The sequence below is a fragment of the Pseudoalteromonas sp. Of11M-6 genome, from assembly GCF_022347905.1.
Classification (GTDB): domain Bacteria; phylum Pseudomonadota; class Gammaproteobacteria; order Enterobacterales; family Alteromonadaceae; genus Pseudoalteromonas.
Window position 1 is genome coordinate 41656 of record NZ_JAKRFW010000010.1, and the last position, 21326, is coordinate 62981.

13 protein-coding genes are annotated in these 21326 nt (G+C 44.3%); 9 read left to right on the forward strand and 4 right to left on the reverse strand.

All coding sequences use genetic code 11. From position 1 onward, the window contains the following. Nucleotides 1-78: 78 nt before the first annotated feature. Nucleotides 79-1881 carry a PKD domain-containing protein gene (locus tag MHN32_RS07125; protein ID WP_174170213.1) on the reverse strand — a complete coding sequence of 601 codons (1803 nt, stop codon included), beginning with the start codon at nucleotides 1879-1881 and terminating at the stop codon, nucleotides 79-81. A 462-nt stretch (nucleotides 1882-2343) separates the two neighbouring features. On the opposite strand from MHN32_RS07125, the gene MHN32_RS07130 reads away from it, so the two are divergent. After that, nucleotides 2344-2958: a PQ-loop repeat-containing protein gene (locus tag MHN32_RS07130; RefSeq protein WP_239421378.1), complete on the forward strand. Its 615-nt coding sequence runs from the start codon at nucleotides 2344-2346 to the stop codon at nucleotides 2956-2958. An 88-nt stretch (nucleotides 2959-3046) separates the two neighbouring features. Here the strand turns inward: MHN32_RS07130 and MHN32_RS07135 are convergent, their stop codons facing one another. Beyond that, nucleotides 3047-5551, reverse strand: coding sequence for a zinc-dependent metalloprotease (locus tag MHN32_RS07135; protein ID WP_239421379.1), 2505 nt, complete (start codon nucleotides 5549-5551; stop codon nucleotides 3047-3049). A 263-nt stretch (nucleotides 5552-5814) separates the two neighbouring features. Here MHN32_RS07135 and MHN32_RS07140 point away from each other — a divergent pair, with 263 nt between their 5' ends. The 7 genes from MHN32_RS07140 (at nucleotide 5815) to MHN32_RS07170 (ending at nucleotide 19310) form a co-directional block, all read left to right on the forward strand. Further along, on the forward strand, nucleotides 5815-7056 hold the full coding sequence (locus MHN32_RS07140) for an HlyD family efflux transporter periplasmic adaptor subunit (RefSeq protein ID WP_239421380.1): 1242 nt from the start codon (nucleotides 5815-5817) through the stop codon (nucleotides 7054-7056). Between the two features lie 10 nt (nucleotides 7057-7066). Further along, nucleotides 7067-7771: an ABC transporter ATP-binding protein gene (locus MHN32_RS07145; protein ID WP_010606919.1), complete on the forward strand. Its 705-nt coding sequence runs from the start codon at nucleotides 7067-7069 to the stop codon at nucleotides 7769-7771. Nucleotides 7772-7781: 10 nt separating this feature from the next. After that, complete coding sequence (locus MHN32_RS07150) at nucleotides 7782-10166, forward strand: ABC transporter permease (protein WP_239421381.1); 2385 nt, start codon at nucleotides 7782-7784, stop codon at nucleotides 10164-10166. Between the two features lie 2 nt (nucleotides 10167-10168). Beyond that, nucleotides 10169-12544: an ABC transporter permease gene (locus MHN32_RS07155; protein WP_239421382.1), complete on the forward strand. Its 2376-nt coding sequence runs from the start codon at nucleotides 10169-10171 to the stop codon at nucleotides 12542-12544. Nucleotides 12545-12787: 243 nt separating this feature from the next. After that, nucleotides 12788-13954: an efflux RND transporter periplasmic adaptor subunit gene (locus MHN32_RS07160; protein WP_010606916.1), complete on the forward strand. Its 1167-nt coding sequence runs from the start codon at nucleotides 12788-12790 to the stop codon at nucleotides 13952-13954. 15 nt (nucleotides 13955-13969) lie between these two features. Then, entirely contained in the window at nucleotides 13970-17122 is a 3153-nt protein-coding gene (locus MHN32_RS07165) for an efflux RND transporter permease subunit (RefSeq protein ID WP_174170218.1), read from the forward strand. A gap of 130 nt (nucleotides 17123-17252) precedes the next feature. After that, entirely contained in the window at nucleotides 17253-19310 is a 2058-nt protein-coding gene (locus MHN32_RS07170; protein ID WP_174170219.1) for a S9 family peptidase, read from the forward strand. 252 nt (nucleotides 19311-19562) lie between these two features. Here the strand turns inward: MHN32_RS07170 and MHN32_RS07175 are convergent, their stop codons facing one another. Continuing rightward, complete coding sequence (locus tag MHN32_RS07175; protein ID WP_010376518.1) at nucleotides 19563-20036, reverse strand: Dps family protein; 474 nt, start codon at nucleotides 20034-20036, stop codon at nucleotides 19563-19565. A 403-nt stretch (nucleotides 20037-20439) separates the two neighbouring features. On the opposite strand from MHN32_RS07175, the gene MHN32_RS07180 reads away from it, so the two are divergent. Next, nucleotides 20440-20649 carry a hypothetical protein gene (locus tag MHN32_RS07180; RefSeq protein ID WP_010376516.1) on the forward strand — a complete coding sequence of 70 codons (210 nt, stop codon included), beginning with the start codon at nucleotides 20440-20442 and terminating at the stop codon, nucleotides 20647-20649. On the opposite strand, the gene MHN32_RS07185 is transcribed toward MHN32_RS07180, so the two are convergent. Beyond that, nucleotides 20646-21287 (reverse strand): alpha/beta fold hydrolase, encoded by a 642-nt coding sequence (locus MHN32_RS07185; RefSeq protein ID WP_010606909.1) that lies wholly within the window; start codon nucleotides 21285-21287, stop codon nucleotides 20646-20648. The two genes, MHN32_RS07180 and MHN32_RS07185, sit on opposite strands and share 4 nt — an antisense overlap. Nucleotides 21288-21326 lie beyond the last annotated feature (39 nt).

Here is a 21326-nt window from a genome sequence, read left to right on the forward strand (position 1 = left end):
GTAATCGTTGCGGACTGCTATCAAACGATGTGCGAGGCTAGCCCCGCACATTGTTTGGTGTGTTATAAAGTGCTGAGATTAATTATGGTTCGCTATAATCTGCAAGCCGGAGTAAGCATTATACCCGCGGATCATCACCCAATAACGACCTGCACCTTCATTTAGGGTACAAGATTCGCTGTTACCATAACGGTAAGGGCGACAAGTCCAATTGCTGGTTGTTGGTTCTGCACCTTTAAGTACGTACATATCAGCATCACCAGTGCCACCACTTGTATTGAATGTCACTGTATTCGTGCCTGCAGGGGCATCGTAATAGAAGAAGGTTTCACTGCCGCTAGCACCAGCAAGCCCTGTTTTGGCTACTCCCTTGATAAGTTTTTGCTCTTCACCTGGCAGCGTCACGGTGACTTGTTGTGTTGTTGACGCAGTGTCACCATTACTATCTGTCACGGTGAGTTCTACGGTATAGCTGCCAGAGTTTGTGAAGCTATATGACGTTTGCGCGCCTGAAGCGGATGCGCCATCACCAAACTGCCAGCTGTGCTGTGTAATAGAACCATTTGGTGAACTAGAGCCTGAACCATCGAAGCTGCAGCTTAGGTCATTACAGCTGTAAGTAAATAATGCAACGGGCAATGGATCGGTAGTGCCGTTATCGCCAACAGGAATTTGGCCACCAAAGTGACTAGAAACCTGAGGCCAAATTAAGCTGATTTTAGCGCCTTTATTGGTACAGCCACCTAAGTGGTGTAGCGCAACAACATTATTGGTTGAGGCTGCAAGTACAGGCGAACCTGACGAGCCGCCAATAGTGTCGCAGTAATAGCCTATATCTGTACCGGTACCTCGACCATTCGCCGTTGCTTGGTTAACAGAGCACAGTCCATTGGTGTCTTGATCAGACTCAATCGACAGCTCTTTAGGATTACCTGAACCATGTTGAGGAATGTAAATACGCTCGCCTTGCGATGGATTACGCACGTCTAAGCCAAAATAACCAAACGGCTGGGCCTTAGCGAAATCATTGATGGTAAACAGCGTATAATCTAGTGTGTAATCTGTTTTAAGGAAGTCTTTACCTGTGACCTTAACCACAGTCTCGCGCTGGCTGCCGTTACAGCTCGTACTTTGATAGTTAAACCATACCTCAGTATTCGCCAGCTCTGATGCTGATCCCACACAGTGATTATTGGTAAACATACGGTTATCTGCACCAACACGCCAACCCGTACATAAACCACTGCCGTTCATGAGCAGTCTGGCGACTGGACGCGAGCGCTCGAATTCCACCGGGTGCGATTGCGCCCAGCACTGCACGTCTTTGCGTTCCATTGCGCCACAAGTTGACATGGGCGTCACATCGGTCAAGCCCTCAACAGTTGCTTGCCCTTCAGTACCATGATAGTAAAAATCGACTTCGGGTGTTTTGCCTGCATTACCTTGGCCTGGAGTATATTCAATGATGACTTTATCAGCAGAGACTGACATAGCAGAAAACTGTTTAACGCCGTCATCGCCGAGGCTTGGATCAACTGTTGCTGCGCGGAGGTTTGCTTGGGTGTATTCATAGCGCTCGCCACTATCCTCCGAGCGCACAACGAGCTTACCGCCGTTTGCAAGGGTGAGGTTTTTAAAGTGTAGTTTGATGTAGCTTGCATCTGGGTGTGAAACTGTTTGCACAATAGTTTGTGTAGACGTTGAAGTGCTTGTAGCACTGTTTTGAGTAATAAGTGGAAGGTTTAGATCGTACTTTTTACCAATCATTGCTTTGCTAGCTTTGCTGGTATATTCCATCATCTGAGCTTCCGTTAGTGGCGCTTGTGCCATCGCGATACCTGATGCTAAACCTAATGCTGTGACAAGAATGTGTCGTTTCATTGTTATTCCTTTTGAGTGTGTGGTTATCCAACTTGAGATAAAAAGTTGGGCGTCGTTCAATACCGAACCAAGCCTTGGGTGCACTGTAGAGCACGACCAGTTGGTGGTATGTTTTTTGAACATCCACACACCAAAATAGAAACAATAATTCGTTTTGTAAAGTTTTATATATATTATTTTAACATAAGTTTTACTTTATTAATTCCATGCCGGCGATAGTTAGATGTTTTCATGCCGCCGCACTTCTAAGCCTTCTAAAGTGTACTTATTTTTATACGGTTGTATTTGAGCCTTGCCAAGGGGTGGGAAATAGATTCTATAGGTTATGTTGTATTTTTATGTTTAGTTCTTAAAATGCGCGCCTTCAAAAATAAAAACCTTAAAAATCATAATTTTACAAAGTGTTTTTAAGGGTTTTACAGCACTTTAACTTAGCAACAATTTAGACATTTGGAGTTGGCATTGAGCGAATATTTACCGATCGTTTCTTCTTTCGTTTTGGTTTTAAGCTTTGTTCCTTTGATTAGGAAGATCCGTAAAAATCGCAGTGTATCAGGTGTCTCACTGTTAATGATGAGTTTTGGTGTTGCACAAAGCTCTTACTTTATTGCCTACAACGTTTTCTTTGAACGTTTTTTTATGGTGTTGCCTTTTGTTGTTACAGGTTCTTTAAGTGCACTTATTTTATATTATTTTATTCGCTACAACGCAAGCTCGAAACAGTGTAATCAATTAGCACTCTTACTTGGTTTGTCGACGCTGCCATTTGGGTTTTTATTGGCAAAGAACATTGAAGCTGCTGCGTTGCTAAATGCGTTAACTTACTTAGGGCTAGTGATGAGCTCAATTCGCGTTATGCCGCAGACCTATAAAACAATTAAAAGCGGTGATGTTTCTAACTTAAGCGCTAGGTATTTCTCACTGCAGTTTCTAGCGGGCGGAATTGGATTGGCAGCTGAACTGAGCTTAGCTCATGTGAGTGTCGCTCACGTGTTGATGTTTGTGATGATTTTACTGACTAATGCCGCACAATTAGGCTGTATTCAGTACTATCGCTCTAAACCCGCTTTAGCTTAGTGATATAAACAGACAAAACAAGGGCTAGCAAATTGCTAGCCCTTAACGTTTTCGCTCATTTCACTCGCGTAATACAAAAATTTTCGAGTTACGCTTCTAACGCTTTTGTGATCATACGATCAATATACGCTTTATGTGCCTTAGTTGCCTGATCGGCACCCCAAGCTGTGCTCTTATCCAAAATACTCTGCAGTTGGAATAGTGCAGCGGCTTTTGCCAAATTGTCGTATTTGCTCGCTTTGCTCAATCCTGCAACATTAATTAAGCGAGAAACGTACTCAATTTGTAGGTTCTGGCTTAAGGTAGTTGCATTCTTATCAGCAACGAAAATAGCGGCAGTCAGGTCGTTCATCACCTCGTTTAGGCTGTATTCGTTACCATAGTACGTAGAGTCGCTGATACGTTGTAATACATTCGCGTGTAGTACTTGGTCTAGTACCGACTTTTGCATGCCAAGTACCATCTTATGGACTTTAGGATCTTCGTTCTTACCATAATGGTTAAAGCCACGGCGCTGCGCTTGCATGTAGTTGTAAAGAGGCTGCATATTTTCAAGCACGGTCGGTGCGAAAACCATTTCCTTAAGCGCGGTCATAGCCGCTTTTTGGCGCGCAAGTGGTACTGGTGTAAATGGTTTTGTTTCACCTTCTGTGCCTACTACGCTGCGCTCAACGTATATACCGCCAATTTGGCGTGAAATCACAGTTGCTTGAGCACGGTATTGACCAAACAGCATATTCGCAGAGGTTAATAACTGTTGGTTAGACTGACCTTCAACACGCGCTTTGTCTTTTAGTTCGGTGAATAAATGGTTGACCAGAGTCATGCGGTCAACCCCGTATGTCACCGGATCGGATGATAAGTCGCCAATCATCACGCGAGGATCAATATGACGCCCCGGCGCACGCATATCGTCGGCATCGTTGCCAAAAGCTAAGCCATGTTCGCCAGAACGAGATAAGATCTTTTCAAGGCGCTGTTGCTCTTGGGTGTCATCGTTAAGTGCTGTGCTGTAACCAAATTCTATCGCCCAATCATCATACGGACCTGGTTTGGTTTGGAAGATATCACCTTGGTCAACGCCTAGAGGGGCAATGTTAGCTGGCGCGTAGTCCATCACAGAGCCGGTTACGATACCTTGTGTTTTTGACTTGTCGTGTACTTCTTTAGGACCCCACAAAATAGAAGACTTCATGTTGTGGTTTAGGCCTAAGGTGTGTCCTACTTCATGAAGAACCAACTGTACTAAGCCCTGTCGTAGCATTTCTTTGCGTTCGATGTCAGCACCTGTTGCAAGGCTTGCCGTCATCAATTGACCTTGCATTTCATGTCCAAGCGAACAGTGTAGTGTATCGCTTGATGCCTCTGCACCATGGCTCATTTGACCTTGTGAGTAGAGCGAGTCATACATCCAGCGGTTACGCATAAATACATACTCTAGCATGATGTCGGAACCAAGAATTTGGCCAGTAAGCGGGTTGGCAGTTGCTGGACCATAGCCGCCAAACGGTGGGCGAGGTGAAGAAGTCCAGCGCAGAACATTGTAGTTGATATCACCCGCATCCCAAGTGGCATCGTCAGGTTGTACTTTTACAACAATGGCATTCTTAAAGCCGATTTTCTCAAACGCACTATTCCATCCTAGTACACCATCACGAACCGTGTCACGCCATTCGACTGGTGTGGTGTTTTCAATCCACCACACGATAGGTTCAACAGGTTCAGAAAGCGCCGCGCTTGGATCTTTCTTCACTAAGTTCCAACGCTTAATAACGTCTTTATACGGCGCCCAATCTGGTGAAGTTTGCACGTCAAACTGATTGGTGAAGTAACCGATACGTGCATCATCGTAGCGAGGTTGGTAGTCATTGTCTGGCAGTGCGACAAAACTATGTTGTACTTTTAGCGAGACAAAACGTGAGTCTGTCACTGCATTTGAACCTGCAACTTTTGGGTTTGGGTTACTAAAGACATAATCAACAACGATATCTAAGTTGTTGCTATATGGACGGTGCTTAACGATTCGAGATTTCTTGTCGTCTAATTTGCCAAGGGCAAAGCGCTTGCTTGCGTTCTTGTCATCTGCACGTTTCCAAGGAGATACTTTATGCAGTGACTCACTTAAAAATAGCTTATTTGCTTTGAATAAAATTTTACCGTCTTCAGCTTTTTCAATTTCGATACTGGCGAGTACGGCTTCACTGATGTTGGCATCGCTCGCGTTCGCAATAGCTGAGTTTTCATCAAAGATAAAACGCGGCGTTTTGCTGATAATATCAATGCGGTTAAAGTGTTTTCTAAACTCAATCAGTTTCGTTTCTCGGTAGTTACCTCGAAAATGGCCGACATCGGTAACGCCATCAACAGTATGCGCGAAGTATAAGAATGGAGTATCAAGTTGCGTCTCATTGAGTTGCATTAGGTATTCTCCGCTTTCTTTATCCTGATAAAGCGGAAACAGGCCATCAATACTGGTTTTATTTTCGACTAGTGAAGCGATTGTTTTTTCTTCTTCTTTTTTGTCTTTTTTTGCAAAGCTTGGGGCGCTTGCGAAGGTGAGCGCGAGGGCAATGCTTAATGCCGTTTTCTTCATAATGTTGACTCGAAATTGTAAAAATCTGAGTGTACCCAAAACATCAGAGCCTGTCAGAAACTCAAGGTAAAATGAATGTAACAAAAGATAAACGACATATTGGCAAACAAAGTTAAGATCTCTTTCCAATTCCGAAAAGTTGTGTTCGATTTCGAAATATCAGCCGGTTTTGATATCTGAAATTAAGTTAATTTATTGAAATGGTTGTTTATTTTTATTTGGCATGGTTCTCGCTATCAGTCGACAGTCAGTGAGGAGGGAACATGGATCTAGTCAAACCGGCAAAGCCAAGAAAAACCAAACATTACATCGTTGCTGTCTGTTTAATGGTGGTGATAATTGTTTATTTACTGTGGCAACAATGGGCGTCTCATTCTAGTGTGATACGCGCAGAGATACTGGTGGCGGAAGTGAAACAAGGTCCGCTTACTTTATCAGTAGATAGCTTTGGGGAGTTACGTAGTGCTGAGCAGTTTTTATTAAACGCGCAAAGTTCGGCTATCGTTAAAACTATCCACCATAAAGCGGGCGCAATTGTGCACAAAGGTGAAGCGATCGCCGAGCTTGTGAGCCCAGATCTGGCGTTACAGGTTCAACAAGCCAAACAAGCTCTGCGCCAGTCGCGGACAATAAAAGAACAGCTGCTACTCACTCAACAAAGGGAGCTGTTAAACGAACAAACACAGCTGATGCAAAAACAAGGCGCGCTTAAAACCTTAGTATTGCGCCACCGCGCGGAGCAAAACCTTGCACTACAAGGCATTATTTCCGCGCTGAACTTTGCCCAAACTGAAACCAGTTTGAGTACCTTGCAGCATGAAATTAGCATGCTAGAACAGCAAGCTAAACAGTTGCAAGCACTACATGGCTCGGCGCTTATTCTTGCTAACGAGGAAATCAATATTCGTGAACAAGAACTCAATAACTTACTAGAAAAACAACAACAACTGGAGATTAAAGCCAGCACTTCAGGGATCATTGAGCGCATGCCTCTGGCGCTTGGGCAACGAGTCAATGTTGGTGACGAATTAGCATTGATTAGCTCTAACCAGTCGTTGATGGCGGTATTGTCTGTGCCACAATCCCAAGTGCGCTGGGTTGAAACTGGGCAAGACGTGATGGTGAACATGCAGGCCAACAAAGTAAAAGGCAAAGTGCTCCGAGTTGACCCCGTGGTGACAAACAATAGCGTGGAAGTAGAGGTGAGTTTACCAAATACCTTACCGAAGCAGGCGCGAGCGCAGCTGAGTATCTCTGCCAGCATCGCCATTAAGCATCTTGCCAATGCCACCTATGTTCAGCGCCCTGCCAATGCCAAAGACAATCAAACGCAGACCTTATTTGCACTGACTAGTGATGACACCGCAAAGCCGCTAGCAATCACCTTTGGTGCTTCAACGGGGAAATATATTGTTATAGATTCTGGCGTTGAAGCCGGGAAACGATTAATCATTTCTGATCTAGCCTATCTTGCCAGTCTAGATGAGACAATCTTATTAAAGTAGGAATATCAAAATGATAGTGCTTAAAAATATCAATAAAGTGTTCGAAACCGAAGAACTACAAACGCACGCACTGAGAAATATTTCACTGGAAATAGCAAAAGGCGATTTTATTTCGATCTCTGGCCCATCAGGATGCGGTAAATCTACTTTGCTATCCATCATCGGTTTAATTGACCAAGCAACAAGTGGTAGCTATACGATTGGTGCTCATGATGTGACAACTCTGACGCTTGATCAGGCCGCTGAGCTTCGCAATGAGCATATTGGGTTTGTCTTTCAGGCTTTTAATCTCATTGATGAAATTTCGGTATTCGATAACGTCGCTTTACCCCTAAAGTATCGTCCTGAGAAGTTGAGTAAGGCTGAAGTAAAGCTCCGAGTCGAGTCTTGTTTACAAAAGGTTGGGCTGTCGCATCGCGTTCAACATAAGCCAAATCAGTTATCAGGCGGGCAGCAGCAGCGTGTCGCGATTGCTCGTGCTTTGGTGACCGAACCAAGCATTCTACTGGTGGACGAACCGACGGGTAACTTAGATTCGAAAAGTGGCGATCAGGTGATGCAATTAATCGCTGAATTGCATCAGCAAGGCACCACAGTTTGTATGGTGACGCACGATCCACGTTATGCCGATATGGCTCCAAGGCAGGTGAAATTGTTCGATGGTGAGCTGTTAGGCACCGTCGCTTCTGCTCAACCTGTTAGTCAACGAGCATAGAGAGGGCACCATGCAAGTGTTCAACTTAGGCCGTGCAAATATTTATCATGTTAGTGTGGTGACTACGCTGAGCTGTGTATTCGTTGTGATGCTGGTCGCAATGGGGATGTTACATAGCCTGTATTTTTCACCTTTAACATATCCAGATTCAGAACGTATTGTGAAGCTTGAATACCCGATGTTTGATGAAAATGGTAACGAGAGTAGCGAAGCCTTTAATTACCCATCATTGATGCATTTATACGAGCATAAACCTGCCGAAATGGAGCAGCTGGCGATGGTGCATTATGCTGAGCAATTGCTTACTTCGGATGCCGATGCGCCACAAGTTGAATCAGCTTATGTCTCGCCACAGTGGTTTAGTATTTTTGATGTGCCGCTTGCGATGGGGCGGGTTATTACTGAATCTGTAGATGAGAGCAGCCCTGTCGCAGTGCTGAGCTTTCAAGCTTGGCAAAGTTACTTCAATGGTGATCCTGATATTTTAAATAAAACGCTGCGACTGGATGGGCGAGAGTTTACGATTGTCGGAGTTGCTGCAGAGCAGTTTTATGAACCTAACTTAAAAAAGCTGACACACAACACTGCGGTATGGCTACCTTGGCAATACAACCTAACTTCAGAGGAAGCTAAACCTTACTGGTGGAACCGATATGCGCTTAACTTGATGGTGGGTAAGCTGGCTACAGGGGTGGAGCATGAACAAGTCAGCCTCTCGCTATCGAACGAAATGAACACACTTTGGCGCAGCAAAGTGAGCGACAGTGAGTATTTTGCGAAGTGGTATATTGGCATTCGTGCGGTGTCGTTGAAATCAATTATGCTCGGTAAGTCTCCCTTATTGTTATTTGGAATGTTTGTGGTATCGCTCGGTTTACTTGGTATCGCGCTATTAAATATCAGTAACTTATACCTTGCAAGACTCAGTCAGATCCAGCGCACGCTGGCAATTCAAGCGGTGGTGGGAGCAAAAATAAGAGATATTGCGCTGATGCAGTGGTTACCGCTGCTAGCACTTTGCTTAGTATCACTCGTGGTTGCAATTGGAGCGTCTTATGTTATCTGCCAGTGGCTACAAAAAGAACTAGTGGGGCTGTTGCCGCAAGCGCAGCTGATAGCGCTAACCTGGCAAAGTATACTTGCACTGGGATTGGTCGCTTTATTGACGAGCTGGTTATTGTTGTTCGCAGGAATGTCTGCAATACGCTTTCGTCACTTAACGCACATGCTAAAACAAAGCGGTAAGGGGAATGCCGTTGTTGTGAGTGCGCGAGTGCAACGGTTCATGGCGGTGAGTCAGTTAAGTATTTCTATTATCTTGCTCTTCTTCTGCTTCAGTGTCGGCGTTGCTGCCTTATCTCATCTCAAAAATGCTTATGCGGTAGATCTCAAGAATAAATACGAAGTGACGTTTTATGCCCCTGATACTATGCCAAGAGATGAATACACAGAGGTAATGCGTCAAGCCAGTGAAGTCCTTGCGAATACCGCAGAAGTAATCGCGGTGAGTCGAAGCCGTTCACCGATCGGACAAGGCGTTGGCACTTGGTCATTGCAAGAAGTCGAGACGCTCGAACGCGTGCATCCGGTTGGCCGAGTTGTGGATAGTGGTTATCTTGAGTTTTTTTCTTTGCCGTTACTACAAGGTCAGTTTTTCGATAGTGAAGCGGTGCGCCGCGGTGAGCAGCAGTTAATTATCAATAAAACCTTTGCAGAGCAACTAGGTGGAGAGGAAAAGGCGCTAGGCAAGCGCTTGAGTTTTAACATTACAGACGAAGATGCGGCGTTTGAAATTATTGGTGTCGTTGCTGATTTAGCCGTGCCTGGCGAACCCGTACTGCCCCATGTGTATCGAGCAGTACAAGGAAGTAATACGGTGTTAATTAAGACTCAGCAGCCTGTCACTAAATCCCATTTTGCAGCGCTGCTGTTGCAAGTTCATCCAGCATTGAAAATCTTTAGTTTTAAATCACTTACTGCGCAGCGTGAGCAATACCTGTTGACTGATACCTTGGTTACCTATGGAGCACTGTTTATCTTCGCGTTGGCGTTGCTGCTCGTGATTATTGGCCTGTTTGGTGTCTTTCGTTATAGCCAATCACTTAAAGCTTCTTATTACGGTACGAAAATGGTGCTGGGTGCTAAGCATAGCGATCTAACTCAAGAGGATCTTATCACCCACTTTAAGCACATAGGTATTGCGTTAATGATTTCCCTGACCGGGTGTTTATTATTGTCGCCATACTTTCAGCAAACATTTAATGTGGCAGAGTTTTCGATTGCGGCTGTGGGGATAGTGTTAGTGTCGAGCTCGTGTTTGTACTTTTCACTACAACAACTACTGCGCAGGCCACTCAATTCATTAATCAACCCATCTGAATTAGTGAAGGGATAAGCATGACATTATGGCGTAAGCTATTGAGGCGATTGAGGTATAGGCTTAGGCTAAGTCTGATGTTAGTCGTGTTATTGAGCGGCGCTTTCGCCGCTATGATGATGAGTATTGGCTTATCATGGCAAGCTTATCAGTCGCTACCTTATCCGCAAAGCGATAAACTCGTTTGGCTGCAAGGGGATATGTTAGATGAACATGACAAGACGATCATGGAAAATGCTATCTCTACGCCTGTTGCGTGGCAGCTTGCTCAAGATCAGCAATTGTTTGATAAAGCCTCCGCAGTATTGTATAGCCACAGCTTATTACGTGGTTCAGTGGTTGAGCCAAGGATTGAGACAACTTACGTCAGTGATGATTTTTTTTCGCTCTTTAATATTGCTTTAAAAGAAGGGAGGTGGCTTTCCCAAAGTAATGAGCTTGGTACAGCACCTAACGAAGTCGTTGTGACAGAGTGCTTTGTGCAGCAATATTTTCCTGATGAAAATATTATAGGACAGAGCATTCAACTTGATGACCGTCGTTATATCGTGGTGGGAGTGGCCGCGTGCGATGAGTCCGAACCGCAGTTATATCAATCTAACCGGATGAGTGAGGTATTTTTGCCATTCACACTTATGATGGGTGACCGTATTACGGGTATGGACCACTTGGCGGTAAGAAGCGACTTATTTCTTGTGGGTCGCATAAAACAAGAAAATGCGCAGCTGCAATTAACGCTTTTGCAGGCGCAGTTTCAAACTGCATTTGAGCAAGCTCAATTAGAACAAGGGATATCTGGTCGTGCGACGCTCAGATTTTCGTTGTCACCACTTGCTGATAAATTAAAAGGGCAGCTAAGAACAACGACGCAATGGTTAGCATTTGCAGGCGTTGGGCTGCTTGTCATCACCTTAGTGAATGCATTTTCGCTCTACTTGCTAGACTTTAAAGCCAAACAAAACCAGCTGGCACTGGCGATTGTACTCGGTGCTAAGCGCGGCAATCTACAACTCGAACAGTGGCGTTATATTGCCTTGATTTTTTTGTTTGCGTCATTGCTTGCTATAGGGATAGCGAATGCTGGCGTTTGGCTAATGCAGTTTTGGTCGAAGGAGACCCTAGCCCATGCAGTTTGGCTCAAACTACCTTGGTGGAGCTTTTTATTGGTAGGTGCTTTTGCTCAACTCTGTGCACTGGTGTTTGTAAAACTGGCAATGTCTCAGGTGTCATTTAAGGATATTCGTAGTCAACTAAGTGGCTCAGGGAAGGGGCAGGTCAAACAATTGCCTAAGTCAATGAGTCAAGCCTTACTCGGATTGCAAATCGGTGTGGGCATAGTCACAATGAGTTTTGCATTTTGGCTATTGAGCTATTTTGGCGGGCAGTTGAATACCTCAAGTGGTTTTAACTCAAATAATCTTTATTTTGCTGAGTTACAGCAAAGTAACTACGATCGCAGCTCAGATGCTATTCAAGCAAGATATAATCAAGCGATGATAAACTTGTCGGCGCTTAGACAGCACCCAAGCGTCGAGAGTGCTGCTCTGGCTGGCGTATTACCCCACGAGTTTGTATTTCTGGAGCCGCTAAGCTTAGTTGATGATGGCAGCGACTCAGTCGTCGCTTATTTACAGCTCAGCGGGCCAAATTACTTTATCACCTCAGGCCTAAGGTTTATTGCTGGTGGCGGATTCTCTGAGGATGACCTAGCTATCAATAGTTCAGGGAAAAAAGTGGTGCTCAATCAGCTTTTAGCACAGCGCCTTGGCGTAACAGCAGCAGATATCGGCATGACCATCTACGACAGAAATCAGCGCCCCGTTACCCTTGTGGGTATTGTCGAAAATACCTTTAGCCATACGTCTCAAGCACAAGCCTTAGCTTATCTACCTTTTAATTTTATTAGTGGAAATATTCTGGTGCGAGCCAAAGCAGGAGAGAAATTAGACTTGCATACGGTTACCGCCTTGTACAAACAACAAAACCCAAGCCAATCTATTTTAAAGCTCGTCGATATCAAATCGCGGATGCAGCAACTCAATAAAACAGCCATGCTGAGCTTTTTAGCTGGGCTGGTGATCGCACTGATGATGTTAATACAGGTAGTGGCAGGTATGTATGGTTTGCTCGGCTACCTCGCCATATTGAGTACGCCAGTCTTCTATATCAAGCGTTTAGTCGGTGCTAAGGTACGTGATGTTCTTATTGAGCAGTGTTGGAGTCGGGCTTCTCTCGTGTTAGTCGCAGTTGTTATTGCAGTTTTCTTGTCTTTAGTCGTGGCGAGTACGTTTGGTATTTTGAGTCCACTGCTTGGGATCTATCTGTTGTTCGCTATCGTATTGGTAGGCAGTATAGTTCTAGTGCTTGAGCTTCATCATGTCACTAAGCAGATCTAGGGTGAAAAATGTGACAAAAAGCCGAAAAAACTGTTATATAAATCACAAAAAACGTACTTGAAAAGGCCTTTTTAAATCAATGGCTTTGGTACTTGATTGTTTGAAATAACTTTATAATTTTTGCTGTTTTTCGATAGTTATAAAAAGTTGTTCTAAAGGTGTAACAGATTCTTACAAATGTCACATCCGAGAACGCGCTAAACTTGGTACTATACGGTCAGGAAATTATCAATAGGTACTGTCATGCAAGCTAAAACTTTAAAATGGATTCTACCCTTTACCGTGCTTATAGTGGGTGTTGTCGGATTTATGTTCGTCAATGCCGTTGCTAAGAGTGAACCTGAGAAGCAAGAAGTCGATTCTCGTCCTGTTGTTGAAGTTGAAACTCTCGCTGCGCAAGATCACCAAGTTGTGATCCAAAGCTATGGCGAAGTAAAACCGCTAGAAAGTACACAACTTTCTATTCAAGTATCGGGCGAAGTTGAATACTGGCACCCTAACTTTGTTGAAGGCGGTGTGGTACAAAAAGGCGAAGTGTTACTGCGTATTGAGCAAGATAACTACGAAGCCGCGTTACTACAAGCAGAAGCAGAACTTGCCAGAGCTCAGGCGCAGCTTATCGAAGAGCAAGCACAAGCTGATGTAGCTGCTGATGAAGCAAGAAGATTTCCAAATAAAAAGCATACCGACCTATTTTTACGTAAACCGCAGGTCATGAGTGCCAAAGCCTCAGTAAAATCGGCAAAAGCTGCACTGCAGCGTGCAAAGCGAGACCTAGAAAACTGCGAAGTTATCGCGCCTTATAACGCACTAGTGGTGAAAAAAGACGTTGGTCTTGGCCAGTTCGTTTCTATGGGGAGTTCAGTTGGTACTGTCAATAATATCGAAACGGCGGAAGTGATTATTCCTATCGCGGGTTTTGATTCTGTGTTTTTACCTGAGCGAGTGTCAGGGCTTGCCGCTACGGTTTATCAGCGTGGTGTGAATGCCTTCACTCGTGAAGCTGAGATTGATAGAGATTTAGGTACTGTTGACCAACAAACGCGTATGAACAACCTGGTGGTACGTATCAATGACCCGTATGGTCTCACAACGCGCCAGCCAGCGATAAAATACGGCACGTATGTACAAGTTAGCTTTGCGGGTAAAACGTTAAAACAAATCTATCGTCTACCACAAGATATCGTGAATAATCAGTCGGTTTGGTTACTTAATCAAGATAACCAGCTTGAGCCACGTAAAGTGCAAGTTATTCGTGAAGAGGGTGAGTTCTTCTTAATCGGCGATGGCATCACAAGTCGCGATAAAGTGGTCATGACACCACCTGAATATCCACAAAAAGGCATGGAAGTTAAAGTTGCTGGCACGGACTCCTCATCAAAGCCTAGTAGTCAGCCGGAAAAGCTGTAACAGCAAGGAGCGACCATGAGTGATATAGAAAAAACATCGCAGCGCGGTATTATCGCTTATTTTGCGAATAATACGGTAGCGGCGAACTTGTTGATGGTCTTCATACTGATAATGGGTTTTATCAGTTATATGACTATCCAAAGACAAATGTTTCCAAACTTTGAAATCAATTATGTGACGGTGTCAGCTGTGTATCCTGGCGCGTCTCCTCAAGAAATTGAAGAGGGGATTTTGATCAAAATTGAAGAAGCATTAAAAGACGTTACAGAAATCAAAAAAGGGGTTTACCGTGCCGCTAGAGGTAGCGGTAGTGCGCAACTTGAAATCTATAAAGATGAAGACTTAACGGAAGTAGAAGATAAAATTCGCTCGCGTGTGAATAGTATCGCGACCTTCCCAGCATCCATGGAGCCTGTGCAGGTTCAGCTTATAGAATTTCGTCAAGACGTGGTGAACGTCGCACTGGCTGGTAATCTACCGTTGAATGCACTCAAGCCAATCGCCAAAGAGATCGAAGATGAATTACTCGAAATTCCAACGATTTCATTGGTTGACCGTTCAACCCCAAACTATGAGATTGGTATTGAAGTTGATCCAGATGCTCTGCGCCGTTACAACCTAACGATTAGTGATGTTAGTAGCGCAATTAGACGTTATTCAACCAACATTTCAGCAGGTCAAATCAGAACTGAATCAGGCATCATTGCAGTGCGTGTTGAAAACCAAATGTACCGCGGTAATGAGTTTAGAAACATCCCTGTTAAGGTCGGTGATAACGGCGCCAAAATTTATCTTCAAGACATCGCAGAAATTAAAGATGGCCTGACTGAAGGTGAATATTACTTCCGTTTGAATGGTGAAAATGCGGTATTTCTGTCGGTTAAAGCGACCAAAGACCAAAATATGATCCCAATCGCGAAAGCGGTACATAAATATATCGAAGAGAAAAACGCTAAGTTACCCGCAGGCTTAAGATTAGAACCAATCGTTGATATGACGTACTACCTGAACGCTCGACTCGAGATGATGAAGAGCAATATGTTACAGGGTGCGTTACTCGTCGCAATCATGCTGACTATTTTCCTACGCTTCAAATTAGCGCTCTGGGTAATGATTGGCTTGCCGGTGTGTTTCCTTGGTGCATTCCTATTTATGCCAGCTCTTGGGATCAGTATTAATATCGTATCGCTATTTGCCTTTATTATGGTACTTGGGATCGTGGTGGATGACGCCATTGTCATAGGGGAGTCCGCCTACTCCGAAATTGAACGCAAAGGCCACAGCGTTAAGAATGTGGTGATTGGTGCTAAGCGTGTTGCAACACCAGCAACCTTCGGCGTACTAACAACCATTGCTGTGTTTGCACCTATGTTGTTCTCATCTGGTCCTGAAAGTGCATTCTTTAAGTCAATTTCGGGCGTTATTATTCTGTGCTTGGTATTCAGTTTGATTGAATCCAAATGGATTTTGCCAGCACATATTGCTCATACTAAGATTAAACCACTGCGTCCAAACAGTCGTCGTGCTGCATTTAACAAGAAGTTCTTCGCATTTGTAAACGGACCATACAGACGCTTTATTCAGCGCTGTGTTGATTGGCGCTGGACCGTATTATTAACTTTTGTGGCGATGCTGGTATTTAGCTTTAGCTTAGTGACTTCGAATTTAGTGCGCTTTATTCCATTCCCGAAAGTGCCAGAGGATTATCCAAAGATCGAAATTACCATGAACGACAATGTCTCGGACGAGCAAACCATTGCGGCAATGCAGTCTATTGAGTTAATGGTGCGTAATGTCGATAAAGAGATTGCCCAAGAGTTCGGTCAAGGTATGGTTAAGGATGTATATTCTTGGAACCAAAGCCGCGCTAAGGGCTCAGTGTTATCGACGTTAGTTGACGAAGAGCTAAGACCATTTACGGCTTTTGAACTTGCACGCCGTTGGCGCGAGGCAATGCCAGAGATCACCGCAGTGAAATCAATCATCGTGTATGACAGTGTTGGCGATCAAAGTGGTGGTGAGGGCGAATTTGGCTATCGCTTGCTAGGTTCTGACATCGAGACCCTCAACGCGGCGGGTAGGCAGCTTATTTCAATGTTGCAGCAGCAACCTGGACTATTTGATATCAGCTCAAGTATTGACCCTGCGAGTAAAGAAATGCAGATCGCGCTTAAGCCAGTGGCTTATGAGCTTGGCTTGCAACTTGCTGATGTTGCGATTCAGGTTGGCAATAGCTTCTACGGTGGCGAAGCACAGCGTGTTATTCGTGATGGCGAAGAAATCAAAGTGATGGTGCGTTATCCTGAACTAGATCGTAAAGCTTTGGCTTCACTTAAGCGTACTATCATCACAACGCCAAAAGGTAAAGAAGTGATGCTAGGCGATGTCGTAGAGTTTACCGAGAAGCCGGGTATCAATTATATTCGTCGTGAAGATGGGTTTAGAACGGTATATGTATACGGTAGCATCGATGAAGAGCTGATTGAGCCAGATGCCGTGGTTAAGAATATCGAAGAAAATATCTTACCAGAGCTACTGAAACAGTTCCCAGGCGTCAAAACTAAGCTAGGTGGTAGTGTGGAAGAGCGTCAAGCGCAAACCAGTGAGCAGATCTTATTCTTTGCCGCTGGTATGTTGATGGTTTATATCCTATTGGCTGTACCGCTGAAGAGTTACGCACAACCGCTTATCGTGATGTCGGTAATTCCGTTTAGCTTAGTGGGCGCGCTATGGGGTCACTTAGTGTTTGGCTTAGATATGAGTACTATGTCTATGTTTGGACTAGTAGCCGCTGCAGGGGTTGTGATCAACGACTCCTTGGTAATGACGGACTATATCAACCAAGCACGTGCTGAGGGCGTTAAGCTTAAAGAGGCGGTTATTGAAGCGGGGTGTGCACGCTTTAGGGCAATCACGCTAACCTCTATCACGACGTTTGCTGGTGTAATGCCAATCATCTTTGAAACGAGTCTACAAGCAAGATTTGTTATTCCGATGGCGGTATCACTTGGGTTTGCAGTGCTATTCGCAACGCTTATCACGCTGGTGTTAGTGCCGGCCTTATATATCATCTTAACGGATGTGCAGGGTGCGGGTTCACGCTTAAAAGCGAAGATCAGACGCAAGCCTAAATCTGACGATAACCAACTAGAGAAAGCAGAAGCTTAGAAACTCTCGTTTCCACTCAATAATATAAAGGCCGCGCAGTGATGCTCGGCCTTTTTCTTTGCGCGCTGGTATGGCTCTTGAATCATGATACACTGGCGAAAAATAACGAATTTAGGATGACAACTTGGTGATGGAAAAAACTAAACCGCTAGCCAAAAAGCAGCCGAAATCCTTGCTGCACCATAATCATGAGCGTATCGACAACTACTACTGGATGCGTGATGACGAGCGTAAAAATGCTGATGTGTTGGCACACCTCAAAGCAGAGAATGATTACTGTGAAGCGCAAATGGCGCCTCACCAAGCACTGCAAACCCAGCTGTTTGAAGAAATGAAAGGTCGTATCGTAAAAGACGATAGCTCAGTGCCCGCAAAAGATGGCAACTATTGGTATGTGAGTGAAGTGAGTGGTGATGAGGAATATGCTAAGTATTATCGTGCATCACAAGAAGATTTGTCGGATAAAAAACTGCTGTTAGACATTAATCAGTTAGCCGCTGGCAACGAGTTTTATGACATCGGTGATATTACTGTAAGCCCAGACGAGCAACTGCTTGCCTATAGTGAAGATACCGACGGGCGTCGAATTTATACCATCAAGTTTCTTGATTTAAACACCAATACGCTACTACAAGACGTGCTGTATAACACGGAAGGTCAGGTAATTTGGGCGAACGACAATAAAACCGTATTTTATGTCAAAAAAGACGAACAAACGTTGCTCGGCTTCCAAGTGTATCGCCATGTGTTGGGAACGCCACAAAGCGATGATATTTTGGTGTTTGAAGAACAAGATCGCCAATTTTATATGGGATTGGGTAAAAGTCGTGACGAAAGCGCTATTTATATCTATCTCGCAGCAACGGAAACGAGCGATCAGTTAATACTGGATGCAAACGATCCTTGCGGTGAGTTTAGCACTCTTATTCCAAGAGAAATTGGCCATGAATATGGTCTTGAAAAAATGGGAGAGTTCTTTTACATCCTTAGTAATAAGAACGCTAAAAACTTCCGTTTAATGCGTGCAACAGCGGCAACCGTTGGTGATGTCGAGCAATGGGAAGAGTTGGTTGCCCATCGCGACCATGTACTATTAGAAGGCTTGGAGCTGTTCCATAGTCACTTTGTGCTGACTGAGCGTGAACAAGGGCAGATCCGTTTTGTTGTCCATGATTATCAAGGGCAGAGCTATCACCTTGGATTTGATGATGCTTGTTATTTTGCTACGGTAGGAAATAACCCTGAGCCAAGTTCAAGTAATATTCGTATCCACTACTCGAGTATGACAACTCCCAGCTCAGTGTACGATTGTGATTTAACCACTGGTAAGAAGACGCTGAAAAAGCAACAGCAAGTGTTAGGTGATTTTAAACCTGAATATTATCACTCTGAACGTTTGCATATAACCGCAAGAGATGGTGTTAAAGTCCCTGTGTCTTTGGTGTATCGAAAAGATAAGTTTAATCAAGACGGTAGCAATCCACTATTGCAGTATGGCTATGGTTCTTATGGTATTACTATCGACCCTAACTTCTCTAGTCAAATTCTAAGCCTGTTAGATAGAGGGTTTGTATACGCGATTGCGCATATTCGAGGTTCTGAGATGCTTGGTCGTGAATGGTATGAGCAAGGCAAAAAAGCGCATAAGCAAAATACCTTTAACGACTTTATTGATGTTACCAAGGCCTTGGTTGAGCAGGGCTACGGCCATAAAGACAAAGTGTTTGCATCAGGCGGAAGTGCAGGCGGCCTGTTAATGGGTGCAATTGCAAACCAAGCTCCAGAGCTGTATTTAGGGTTAGGCTGCCATGTGCCTTTCTTGGATGTGTTAACTACCATGTTGGATGAGTCAATCCCATTGACCACAAACGAGTATGATGAATGGGGTAATCCGAATAATGAAGCGGACTACCAGAATATTTTAGCGTATTCGCCGTATGACAATATTGAAGCCAAAGCCTATCCAAATATTCTAGTCACCACAGGTCTGCACGACTCGCAAGTGCAGTATTGGGAGCCAATGAAGTGGGTTGCTAAGCTTAGAGAATATAAAACGGATGATAATGTGCTGATCTTTAAAACCGACTTGGAAGCGGGTCACGGTGGTGCCTCAGGCCGATTTAAAAGCTTACATGAAAGAGCGCTAGAAATGGCATTCTTTATCAGCTTATTGAATGGTAGGTCGTAGTTCTGACTCGACAACAGCGAGATAAAAGATCGCGAGGTAAACTCGCTCCTACCAGAGGAAAACCTAGGTAGGAGCTGGCTCTGCTTGTAAGTCGTAGCTTTAGCTCGACTTGTACACCCTAGCTCTAACTCGACAACAGCGAGATAAAAGATCGCGAGGTAAACTCGCTCCTACCAGAGGAGAATCAAGGTAGGAGCTGGCTCGCTTGTAGGTCGTAGCTTTTAGCTCGACTTGTACACCCTAGCCTTAATCTTAGTTTAAATATGCTTTAAGCATCCACACCAGCTTCTCTTGCTCTTTGATGTAGTCGCTCATTAGCGCAGCTGTCCCTTCATCTTCGGCTTCGCCCGCCTGCGCTAGAATCTCACGCTGCATAGAAATAAGCGTTGTGTAGCCATCAAGCAGGGTTTCTAGTGCTTGCGTACCATTGCTGATCCCTTTTGCTTCTTGAATTTTGCTGGTTTCCAAATAATCAGAAAACGCATGCAATGGGTTGCCTTCAATTGTCAAAATACGCTCTGCGATTTCATCGACTTTCTCAAGTAATAGCGTATAAATTTCTTCAAATTTTAGGTGTAGTTCAAAAAACTCACGACCTTTGATATTCCAGTGAAAACCACGGGCATTCATATATTGAATTTGGTAGCTGCTTAGTAGCGTATTAAGTGACGTTACTAGCGCTTGGCTCTTTGCTTTGTCTAAACCGATAGAATTAATGTTTGTCATGCGATGCTCCTTGTTGATTCACAGTCAGTATGGCGCAACCTTGGGTGATTGCCCAATGATTAAAATCAAAGTGTTTAATCGGAAAAATCAATTAATAAAATAAAAACATATTAAATATTAATACAATATGACGTTGGGATGAGCGTGGTAAAAAACAAGATGAAACCCCAAAAAGCGCTCAACAATAACAAGGTGACATGAATACTTGGCGGGAATAAAGCTTGCCAACTTTTCCCAAAGCCTTACCAGAGCGCGTAGTTTTTGATCTAAGACAAGTGTTTAATCTCGTTCGTATTTTGGCGGTTTTAAACTTGATTTAGGTCAAAATATCGCCGCATCATAAGCGCATAATCATTTCATCAAGACACAAAAAACGCGGTGTCTACTACTTGAGGAAATGAGTATGAAAGGCAAAACAAAATCAGAACATAAAATGGAACTCGTCGTCGTTGTTATCGCTTTAGTGGCTTTTGTTGTTGGGCTCGTAGGTCACTTAGCTGGCGCAAGCATCGCAAACTCAGATACCTTTGGCTATATTGCAGCGCCAGTACCGTTATTAGTTGGCTTGATCGCAGTGATTGCTTACAAAGTAGCTGCAAGCGCAGAGCACTAAGGCCTCCCTAACAGCTCGCAGATATAGTCCATTACCGCACGGGAATATATTAAGCTGGTATGGCTGAGATGAAATACTTTGTGCTCGGCCATGCCACTGAGCTTGGTTTCTTCTAACAGCACAGTGCCATCCGACTGGCTACCTTTTTGTAGCAGTGGCATTAGTCCAATGGGTAAGTCACCGGCAATACTGTAAAGCTTGGCGTCGAAAGGCCAATCTTGATTGTTAGATAATAAAAACTCCACACTGTTTTTTAACAGTAGCTCCAGTCCTTTGTCGTGCATATGCTTGGCAATGGCACTGCCTTTATGTGGTGTCCCCAAGGTTACCACTTTTTTTACTTGCTTGCTCGCGGCAGAACCTCGTTCTAAATATGCTCTTGCAACTAAGCCTCCCATGGAGTGGCAAACGAGGGCGGCGGGGCGATCGCCAACAAAAGTATCAATAGCGGCGCAGATCTCATCAATATCTGGCGTTAATGTGTTATAGCTTAAATTGAGAATACGGTAGCCCGATTTACCTAAGCGAGCGCTAAGCGGCCGCATCACAAAGCCAGACATGTACAAGCCGTGTAGCACCACAATGCTCTCGATTTTGGCGCTCGCGGTAATATTGAGTGGAATAGGAGCGTGGTTCATACCGCCTCTTTAAACTTGAATACTTCTAAGCCTTGCGCG

Coding starts and splice junctions, on each gene's coding strand:
- MHN32_RS07125 (WP_174170213.1), bottom strand. CDS start 1,881: ATGAAACGACACATTCTTGTCACAGCATTAGGTTTAGCATCAGGTATC.
- MHN32_RS07135 (WP_239421379.1), bottom strand. CDS start 5,551: ATGAAGAAAACGGCATTAAGCATTGCCCTCGCGCTCACCTTCGCAAGC.
- MHN32_RS07140 (WP_239421380.1), top strand. CDS start 5,815: ATGGATCTAGTCAAACCGGCAAAGCCAAGAAAAACCAAACATTACATC.
- MHN32_RS07145 (WP_010606919.1), top strand. CDS start 7,067: ATGATAGTGCTTAAAAATATCAATAAAGTGTTCGAAACCGAAGAACTA.
- MHN32_RS07150 (WP_239421381.1), top strand. CDS start 7,782: ATGCAAGTGTTCAACTTAGGCCGTGCAAATATTTATCATGTTAGTGTG.
- MHN32_RS07155 (WP_239421382.1), top strand. CDS start 10,169: ATGACATTATGGCGTAAGCTATTGAGGCGATTGAGGTATAGGCTTAGG.
- MHN32_RS07160 (WP_010606916.1), top strand. CDS start 12,788: ATGCAAGCTAAAACTTTAAAATGGATTCTACCCTTTACCGTGCTTATA.
- MHN32_RS07165 (WP_174170218.1), top strand. CDS start 13,970: ATGAGTGATATAGAAAAAACATCGCAGCGCGGTATTATCGCTTATTTT.
- MHN32_RS07170 (WP_174170219.1), top strand. CDS start 17,253: ATGGAAAAAACTAAACCGCTAGCCAAAAAGCAGCCGAAATCCTTGCTG.
- MHN32_RS07175 (WP_010376518.1), bottom strand. CDS start 20,036: ATGACAAACATTAATTCTATCGGTTTAGACAAAGCAAAGAGCCAAGCG.
- MHN32_RS07180 (WP_010376516.1), top strand. CDS start 20,440: ATGAAAGGCAAAACAAAATCAGAACATAAAATGGAACTCGTCGTCGTT.
- MHN32_RS07185 (WP_010606909.1), bottom strand. CDS start 21,287: ATGAACCACGCTCCTATTCCACTCAATATTACCGCGAGCGCCAAAATC.